Source organism: Okeania sp. SIO3I5 (assembly GCF_010672085.1).
Taxonomy (GTDB): Bacteria; Cyanobacteriota; Cyanobacteriia; order Cyanobacteriales; family Microcoleaceae; genus Trichodesmium.
In genome coordinates this window covers 1-8,984 of the sequence record NZ_JAAHHT010000319.1, presented here as the reverse complement: position 1 = coordinate 8,984, position 8,984 = coordinate 1, and the positions used below count along the sequence as shown (strand labels likewise).

Below are 8,984 nucleotides of genomic sequence, written 5' to 3'. Positions count from 1 at the left end.
TAATGTTTAAGAAATCTTCAGATGTTGTGAATCATTTTGCTTTTTTACATGAGCAAAAATTCTTTAAGTATAAAGCAGAACAAATGAAGTTGGTTTTTGTAGAATTGCCCAAGTTTAAGAAGTCATTGGAGCAGTTAGAAACTTTAGTAGATAAATGGATTTATTTTCTTAAAGAAACGGACAGTTTAGAACTAATTCCCGAAAGTCTGGGGGAGGTATCAGCAATAGAAAAAGCTCTGAATATTGCCAATGAAATTAATCTTAGTCGAGAGGAATTAGAGTTTCTAGAACGACGGAAAATGAAGGAACACAATGAGACTGGGCGGATACTTTTGGCAGAAGAAAAAGCAGGAAAAAAAGGAGAGAAAAAAGGAAAGAAAAAAGGAGAAAAAAAAGGAAAGAAAAAAGGCAGAATTGAAGAGGCGATCGCTCTGATAATGCTTTTACTCAAAGAGCGTTTTATAGAAGTTCCAGAAGATGAGATTGCTAGTCAGCTTGAAAGTCTATCTTTAGAAGATTTGGAGGATTTAGTTAAAGCAGTTTTAAAGTTTAATAATATCGACGATTTATCGAATTGGTTGGCAGATAGATAGCACATTAGTAGAACACAAAGTAGGGACGTTGCATAACAAAAATGCGTTGCATGTCACGCAGTGTTAGCGGAGCTTTGCGTCAGCAAAACGTCCCTACAGGGTTTTGGTTGTGGCGATGTGGTTCATAAATCTGAAAAGCGCTGTATGACTATTATCAAAACTACCAATCTTCATCTTCTTCATCAATTATATTGATTTGCTTTGCATAGCGTTTTCCATATATTTCTTTGACTTCAACTTCTACAAAATCTCCTTCACTTAATTGAGATATCAATTCCCTATTGATGTTTTTGTTGTTAAGGATAATGTCTAAAGAGCCATCATCTGGGCTAATTATACCTTTGTATGACTTTTGTTTTTTATAATACCGAATGGAACGCACCCAACCTGTTGTCAAAAAGGTAGGCTGAGAACCCGTGGCGATCGCTCTCTGAATTCTGTCATACAATTCTTGGAAACTGTTATGCTCAGGAGCAATTTCTAGCGCCCGCTCACAATATTCTAATGCCTCTTCTTGTCTCCACAATCTATATAAAACATAGGTTATCTCGGAGGTAATAATCTTTAAACCTCGGATGTTGCCTGATTTTGCATCAATTTCAAAGCCTTGAGATAACTCTTCAAGAGCGCGAGCGTAGAATTCACGTTTGAGAAAGACTTTTCCTCTTGCTGTGTAAACTTTTGCTAGGTGACGTTCATTATTTAGTTCTTTTCCTAGTCTAATGCTTTGGTTGAAATACATAAGCGATCGCTCAAAAGCTTCATCTCCTTCTAGATGAGCTATAACTTGTCCTAACCTATTTGCTGTAATAGCTTTTCCTAATTTATTCCCAAGTTTTTCGTCAAAACCGTAACTTTCCTCCAAGACTTTCTTAGCTTCTTTCCATTTCTGTTGTTTTTCGAGAACATTTCCCAGGGTATTCATCACTTTTGTTAAACTAGGTAAATCATTTTTATCCTCAAAAATTTCTCGGCTTTCCTTGAGGAATTTTTCCGCTGTTTTCAACTCTCTTTTTGACTTGTAAATTTTGCCGAACTCATACAATCCAAAAGCAACAGTTAATTTATTGTCAATACTTTGAGCGATCGCCATTACTTCTTGAAAAGCTTGTTCTGCATCCCTCAACTTACCTTGTTTGTCTAGCACCTTTCCTAAACGACTCCAGCTAATACTTAGAGATCGTTTGTGATGAAAATTTGTATTTTTTATTGTTTGTTCAAAAGCGTTCTGTGCTGCCTCTAATTTCCCCTGTTTTTCTAGCAATCCTCCTAAACAATTCCAGCCTATTGCCAGTCCATGTTTGTCATCAATACTTTCAGCTATAGCTATTTCTTGTTCAAAAGCGTTCTGTGCTGCCTCTAATTTCCCCTGTTTTTCTAGCAATCCTCCTAAACAATTCCAGCCTATTGCCAGTCCATGTTTGTCATCAATACTTTCAGCTATAGCTATTCTTTGTTCAAAAGCGTACTGTGCTGCCTCTAATTTCTCCTGTTTTTCTAGCAATCCTCCTAAACAATTCCAGCCTATTGCCAGTTGATGTTTCTCATCCATACTTTCAGCTATAGCTATTCCTTGTTCAAAAGCGTTCTGTGCTGCCTCTAATTTCCCCTGTTTTTCTAGCAATCCTCCTAAACAATTCCAGCCTATTGCCAGTTGATGTTTCTCATCAATACTTTCAGCTATAGCTATTCCTTGTTCAAAAGCGTTCTGTGCTGCCTCTAATTTCCCCTGTTTTTCTAGCAATCCTCCTAAACAATTCCAGCCAATAGCAGCAGTTAATTTGTCATCAATACTTTCAGCGATCGCTATTCCTTCTTCAAAAGCTTGCTGTGCTTCCTCTAAGTTATTCTGAGACTGCAGTAAATTACCCAAGCGGTTATAAACAATGGCTAGCGATCGCTTATTACCAATTTCAGTTTCTTGAGCGATTACTTCCCTAAAAGTTTCAATAGCTTTTTCTGTCTTACCTTGTTTTTGATAAACACCACCCAGTACATTTAATACCTTAGCGTGGCGCTCCTTGCGCGTCTCTAAACCTTCAATTTTTTGCTCGTCAGATGAAATATCTCTTGCACAAATTAAGATTTCTTCTGCTCGTTCAAGTTCTCCTAGAAAAGACAAATACCGAGCTTGGTGCATTTTACATCGAGCTATCGCATACCAATCCTGAGATTGTTCTGCCCAAGTTTCCAGTCTCTCCATCAGAGTAATACCCTCTTCCCAGTAGCCATACTGCTCAAATAACGGCTCCAACTTTAAAACAAATTCATAAGCTTCCTTTCTACTCTCTGTAGTCTCACCCCGTTCATTCTGCAACCACTTAGCAGCCAAGAAGATATCACTCAAATCTGTAGCAACTTCCGCAACAACCGCCTCATCCTCCAAGTCATCAGACTGTAACTGCTCCATAAAAAACTGAGCATGACGTTCCTGCGCCACATTCAGCAAATTCCTATCTTCAGCAAGAAACCTAGCATACTCCCGCACCAAAGGATGCAGCACAAAACGATCGTGTTGATTTTCCGCATAATTCAACAGCGATCTATCATGCAACTTATCTAAAAAATCCTCAGCATCAAACTCATCCTCACAACCTGCTGCTGCCATTGCCGTTTTCTGAGCAAACCCATCCTCCGCACAAACTCCCAGACAAGCAAAAAAATCAATTTCTTCCGACTCCAACAACTCCAAACTCAAATTCAAACAAGCTTCCACGTTAAAATCTGGATCTTCCCCCAAGCGGAGTCGTTGTAGGAGTTTCAATTTCTCCTTTTGCTTTTCCAGAGAATCAGCATAACTTGCCAGCGATCGCCGTTTGCCGCGCAGAGTACCACCTAAAACTTGCAACGCCAACGGTAATCTACCAACAACTTTTGCTATCTGTTTTGCAGCAGCTAAGGCACTATCGATCTTAGTTTCACCCAGAATTTTTCTGAGTAAGTCTAGAGCATCCTTTTCCGGGAGCGATCGCAACCTAACTGTAGCAGTTTCAGGCACACCCAAAGAAACAGGCAAACTCTGATTCCGGGTAGTTACAATCACAGCACAACGGTTTCCTCCCGGACGTAACACCTTAATTTTTGCCTCTTCCGCATTATCAAAAATCAGTAACATCCGCTTGGGAGCAAAAAACCTTTGCATTATTTCCCTAGCTTCTAGATCATCATCTTCAGGAATAGGTGCATCAATAACTTTCGCCAACCGACGAGCAATAGTATTGACATCCTTTTCATCCACCCGCAAACCTATTACCCCATCAGGATAAGTTTCCTGATGGATAGTAGCAAAGTGATACGCCAAAGCAGATTTACCAATGCCACCACCTCCCGTTAACCCCACAATACTACATACTTTCTCACCTTCCTGAGACAGCAGCACATTTTCTAACTGTTTTAGCTCATCTTTACGCCCAGTAAACGTAGAAATATCATGCTGTGGCAGCTTAAAGATAGGATTTTTTCTGACAGTTTGATAGCTCTTTGACTTGCCATTATTATCGAAAAAAGGTGGAATTTAACCTCCTGATCCCTCCTTTGATTGACTTCCAGGTTTTATACATCACCCCTTCGGTGTCCATCTCCAGTTCATAAGAAGCGATCGCTGGAATCAAAGGTATAGTAACTTTGAATTTTGCAGAAGCTGAACTATCCAAAATATCTAACTTGGCTCGAATTTCTTGCAACAAAGCGAGCATTTCTGGAGGATATTCAGCAGCAGAAACTTGCTCAAGAGAAGTAACTGCTTGCTCAACTTGTACCAACTGACTTGCAGCTTCTTCTTCAGAAATAACAACCCCTTCCATAGGATAAAGCTGCCAATATTCTTGTTCGTAGCGACGAATATCTGGTAAAAGTTCTCTCTTAATACGTTGTTGTAGTTTAAACTTTTCATCACTACCGGGGCGGATAATAGCTAGCTCTTTTTCCCAATATCCTAGTCTGTCATAAAGCCGTTCAATCGTATCCTCTAAATCAGTTAAGCGTTGACGATTATTCATAAAGACTTATTTTTTTATATAAGATAAAATTATTAACTACTATATCATCAGGACTTACGCAAATTCCTAGACAAAACGCTATCTGTAGAGGGCGAATGCCATTCGCCCCTACTGTATATGGTGGTTCTGCGTAAGTCCTGATCATTTAACTAATAATGTTGTCCATTTCCTTGAACTCTCAGAATTATATCATATCGGCCTAACTTAAAATTTCTCAACATGACTAACACTACCACAAACTTAAAACAACTCTACGAAACCGAATACGATCGCTGGTTAGAAGCAACTATTAAATTACTCAAAAACCGTCAATTAACACAACTAGATTATGATAATTTAATTGAGGAATTAGAAGCTTTAGGCAGAAACGAAAAAAATGCTGTAGAAAGTTTCCTCGAACAACTAATCCGACATCTACTTCTATATAAATATTGGCAAACAGAATTTTCCCAAAATGCCAATCATTGGGAAGCAGAAATCGTCAATTTCAGAACTCAACTAAAACGACGTTTAACTACTAACTTACGCCATCATTTAGAAGCAGAATTCTTATCTATTTATCAAGATGCTCTTAAATTTGTTAAAGCCAAAACTAAACTAGATTCTTTTCCAAAAGAATGCCCTTATTACCTCCAACAATTACTGGATGAAAATTGGCTACCTTAATATCAGTTATCAGTTACCAGTTATCAGTTATCAGTGCAATGCTAGGGAAACTTGAATTCTAATTTTCAACTCCTCCAAAGCATGCATCTTTATTTTATAATGAAGCTATAGAATTAATAATTAATCAGGAGATGAAATTACCATGAGATTCATTAGTCCGAAAATTGATTATGCTTTTAAAAAAATCTTCGGTTCCGACCAAAGTCAAGACATATTAATTAGTTTTCTGAATGCCATTATTTATCAGGGTAAAAACAAGATTAAATCCCTGACAATTCTCAACCCTTATAATCCCCCTCAGATACAAACTTTAAAAGACAGTTATTTAGATGTCAGAGCCGTATTAGACGATAATTCTCAGGTGATTATTGAGATGCAAGTAGCTAGCGTTACTGCCTTTGATAAACGAGTGGTTTATAACTTAGCAAAAACTTATGCAGCTCAATTAAGTCCGCGTCAAGCTTATATGAATTTAAAACCAGTAATTGCTGTGACAATTACGGATTTTAAAATGTTTAAAAAAACCTCAGATGTTGTGAATTATTTTTCCTTTTTAAATGAGAAAAATTTTGTGAAGTATACAGCAGCAGAAATGCAGTTAATTTTTGTAGAGCTGCCCAAATTTAAAAAGTCATTAGAGGAGTTAGAAACTTTAGTAGATAAATGGATTTATTTCATTAAAGAAACAGACAATTTAGAAATAATTCCCGAAAGTCTGGGAGAGGTATCGGCAATAGAAAAAGCTCTGAATATTGCCAACGAAATTAATCTCAGTCCCGAGGAATTAGAGTTGCTAGAAAAGCGGGCAATTATGGCACAAGATGAGAGTGGCAAGATACTTTTTGCTCAAGAAAAAGGCAGAATTGAGGAGGCGATCGCTCTAATAATGCGTCTACTTAAAAAGCGTTTTGGGGAAGTACCAGAAAATCTAAAAAATCAGTTATCAGATTTATCTTTGGAAGAGTTGGAAAATTTGAGCGAAGAGATTTTTGATTTTACTAATTTCGACGATGTATCGAATTGGTTGGCAAATAAGTAAGTGTCACTTCAGTTATCAGTTATCAGTTATCAGTTAGCCTCCTAGGTCTGAACTTCGTTTTTCATGTCGAGGAGCGAAACAGTACCTCATGGAATAGGGAGGCTTGAAATACTTGATTTTATTATTTTTATCCCCTGAAAATGCGAGTTTTTAAACCTTATTATTTACTCAATCAATAATTAATATTTTAGACTCAAAAATTAATACTCCGAAGCCATCTTAATAATCAGTTATCAGTGATCATTACCTCATACAATAGGCAGGTTTTAAATACTGAAATTTATTATTTTTATTCCATAAAAATGGGAGGTTTGAAACTTTATTTTTTTGCTCAATAATTAATATTTGCGACTCAATAATTCATAGCCCAAAGCAATCTCAATAAATTCAAAATAGAACCAATTATTATCCCTAAATTATTAATCTCTTCCCCATTCCCTATTCCCGATTCCCTCTTTTAAAGACATCCACAACTTTTGAGTCGAATCAAAACACTGCCAATTTTCATCCCCATCCAAATAACAAATCAAAACCCGATCGCTATCAGAGTCATAAAAATGCTCTGCAAAACATAAAAAAGGATAAGTTTTACGACTCAATCTTTTAGCAATAGCAAAATTTGGACATTCAATGACAAAAACAGTCTCTCCATCTAAATAAGTCAGAGAAAAAATACACTTGCGTAAAATAGCCCTCAGCCAACTTTCTGTATAATCAAAATATCTATCTATAAGTTCATTTGTTAAAGCTTTTTCTAAAGAACGATCCAATGAATCACGATTTTTTAGGTAATCCATATTTTCAATCTGAACCTCAAATTGCAATTGTTTTATTTTGTCTGTCAACATAATTAATATAAACCTTTAAATGCCAGAATCAAAATAGACTTAATTTCTACTAAACTATTAAACTTTAATCATGCCTACCTATACCGGAATTTCTAGCGAAGCATTTCGCCATCCCTTAGATCGACAAGCAGAAGATGCTTTACGCAGCGTGCCTGGATTTGACTTAATTGCCAGTAAATTTGTAGAATTTGTTTACGAACGCCCACAATATGTTTATTTAATGGGTAATGGAATTCAAGTTGGGCCTCGTCAATATGCCAGTATCTATCAAATATTTCGAGGATGTGTCAGAGACTTAGATATACTGCCTGAACCTACCTTATTTGTTTCTCAAAATTCCCAAGTAAATAGCTATTCTCTGGGTAAAGATCAACCTTTAATTGTTTTAAATACTGGTCTTTTAGACTTATTAAATGAGACAGAATTAAAAACTGTATTAGCTCACGAATTAGGACATATTAAGTGTGGCCACCCAATCTTAAATCAGATGGCAGTTTGGGCAATGGGTATTGCTTCGGCGATCGGAGAAGTAACATTTGGTTTAGGTAATTTAGTCAGCAGTGGATTAATTTTTGCTTTTTACGAGTGGCGGCGCAAAGCTGAATTATCGGCAGATCGGGCAGCTCTTTTAGTCATGGATGACCTAAATTTAGTCATGGAAACTATGATGAAGTTGGCTGGAGTAAGTAGTAAGTATGCCAATGAGTGTAGTTTACAAGAGCTTATTCGTCAGTCTGATGATTATCAAGACCTAGAGCAAGATGGCCTAAATCAAGTCTATAAATTTTTGCTTTACAATGATGGTCAGGGTGTAATGTTGAGCCATCCTTTCCCAGTGGAACGACTGCGCTATTTGCAAAATTGGGCAAATTCTGCGGAATATCGTCAAATTCATGCTGGTAACTATAAACGTGCTACTGGGGAGGGTGCTGTTGAGGTGGAAGTAGACTCTCCAGAAAATGAGGCGGAAGCTTTGCGCCGTCAAATTCAGGAGTTACAACAGGAAATTAATCGAATTAAGTCCAGATGAATCAGAATTTAGAATTTAGAATTTAGAATTTAGAATTCAGCAAAACTTGTAGTGCCGTGTCAAGACTAAAATGGTGGGGAGCAAGAACGAGTAACCTTGGAGACCTCTCCCCCCTGCCCCTCCCCCTCTCCTGATGAGTGAGAGGGGGGAAAGACTCCCCCTTCCCTACCCCCCCAATCACAAGCTATCCCTGATCAGGAACTCCTGAAACCCTTGTGGGAGGGTGGGGAAGATGGGGACCCACCCCTAACCCCTCCCAGGAGGGGAAGGGGGAGGAGGGGGAGGAAGAATTCTGTCTACAGTTATCAAAAAAATGTATTTTTCAACACATTTTTCTCCCAAAAAAAGCCTTTGAGGAGCTTGTGCATAACTTGTCTATGTTGTCAAGTTTTATGAAAAGAGAAAGATATTTATAAAGCATAGCTTTCACGCGGGGGGCAGGGGGGATAGTTGTGGGGTTGGGGGGTTAGGTTCTTTAACTCACATTTTCAAGCTTGACACGGCACTACTAGGAATTGACATACTCCCGACGTTGCCCTTCTATTCCCCCCTTTCAAAGGGGGGTTAGGGGGGATGGACAACGCGGGATTCTGAGCGTCTGGGAAACCCTGACCGCGGAGCATGACAGAGGTGATGTCCTCCCCCTGTGTTGACATTGATAATAACAAAATGCTCCTAGCTTATGTCTTGGGCCTATGAACGTTTAGCTTATGAAGGTATCCAAATCCGGGCCCAGGCTTTCATCCCGACGCTCCCCTTCCCCCCTATGCACGGGGGGTTAGGGGGGATGGAGAGCGCGGGACTTCCCGC

The 8,984-nt window shown here is 38.3% G+C and carries 7 protein-coding genes; 4 read left to right on the top strand and 3 right to left on the bottom strand.

Annotated elements, in window-relative coordinates:
* Window positions 1-593 (top strand): Rpn family recombination-promoting nuclease/putative transposase (locus F6K40_RS36460; protein WP_293143950.1); only part of this gene is annotated, 593 nt, incomplete at its 5' end.
* A gap of 160 nt (window positions 594-753) precedes the next feature.
* Here the strand turns inward: F6K40_RS36460 and F6K40_RS36455 are convergent.
* Entirely contained in the window at window positions 754-4,020 is a 3,267-nt protein-coding gene (locus tag F6K40_RS36455; protein WP_293143953.1) for a tetratricopeptide repeat protein, read from the bottom strand.
* 67 nt (window positions 4,021-4,087) lie between these two features.
* Complete coding sequence (locus F6K40_RS36450) at window positions 4,088-4,591, bottom strand: hypothetical protein (protein WP_293143947.1); 504 nt, start codon at window positions 4,589-4,591, stop codon at window positions 4,088-4,090.
* Between the two features lie 219 nt (window positions 4,592-4,810).
* Here F6K40_RS36450 and F6K40_RS36445 point away from each other — a divergent pair, with 219 nt between their 5' ends.
* Together F6K40_RS36445 and F6K40_RS36440 are read left to right on the top strand one after the other, a co-directional pair.
* On the top strand, window positions 4,811-5,257 hold the full coding sequence (locus F6K40_RS36445; protein WP_293143944.1) for a DUF29 domain-containing protein: 447 nt from the start codon (window positions 4,811-4,813) through the stop codon (window positions 5,255-5,257).
* Window positions 5,258-5,399: 142 nt separating this feature from the next.
* Window positions 5,400-6,296 (top strand): Rpn family recombination-promoting nuclease/putative transposase, encoded by an 897-nt coding sequence (locus F6K40_RS36440; protein WP_293143941.1) that lies wholly within the window; start codon window positions 5,400-5,402, stop codon window positions 6,294-6,296.
* A gap of 419 nt (window positions 6,297-6,715) precedes the next feature.
* Here the strand turns inward: F6K40_RS36440 and F6K40_RS36435 are convergent, their stop codons facing one another.
* Entirely contained in the window at window positions 6,716-7,093 is a 378-nt protein-coding gene (locus F6K40_RS36435) for a hypothetical protein (protein WP_293143938.1), read from the bottom strand.
* Window positions 7,094-7,214: 121 nt separating this feature from the next.
* Between F6K40_RS36435 and F6K40_RS36430 the strand changes: the two genes are divergently transcribed.
* Window positions 7,215-8,174, top strand: coding sequence for a M48 family metallopeptidase (locus tag F6K40_RS36430; RefSeq protein WP_293143935.1), 960 nt, complete (start codon window positions 7,215-7,217; stop codon window positions 8,172-8,174).
* Window positions 8,175-8,984 lie beyond the last annotated feature (810 nt).